Genomic DNA, 250 nt, shown 5'->3' with positions numbered 1-250 from the left:
GCTGCTCTACTGGTAATGAAGCTACCCAATAGGCTAATTAAGCAAGATTATATTGAAAACCTCTTGCTAGTTCTTGAAAATTCAAATGCTTCCCAATAAAAACTATTTTCATAAGCTTTGAATCAGGGACAAAACATAAATTCACCCCCTGCCATTCTATCAATTATCAGCTATAACCAATTACCAACTGGACTTTTTCACGCCTGGTATTTGCCCTTTATGAGCATACTCCCTAAAGGCAATACGTGAC

At 37.2% G+C, this 250-nt stretch carries 1 pseudogene; it reads right to left on the bottom strand.

The annotated features are described in order from the left end of the window. Nucleotides 1-180 precede the first annotated feature (180 nt). Nucleotides 181-250, bottom strand: a pseudogene (locus tag RYX56_RS24170) (30S ribosomal protein S14); the annotation flags it as partial.

The sequence above is a fragment of the Alkalihalophilus lindianensis genome, assembly GCF_032843265.1.
GTDB classification, from domain to species: domain Bacteria; phylum Bacillota; class Bacilli; order Bacillales; family Bacillaceae_D; genus Alkalihalophilus; species Alkalihalophilus lindianensis.
The sequence above is the reverse complement of the archived record's forward strand: the minus strand, read 5'-3'. Positions and strand labels throughout refer to the sequence as shown.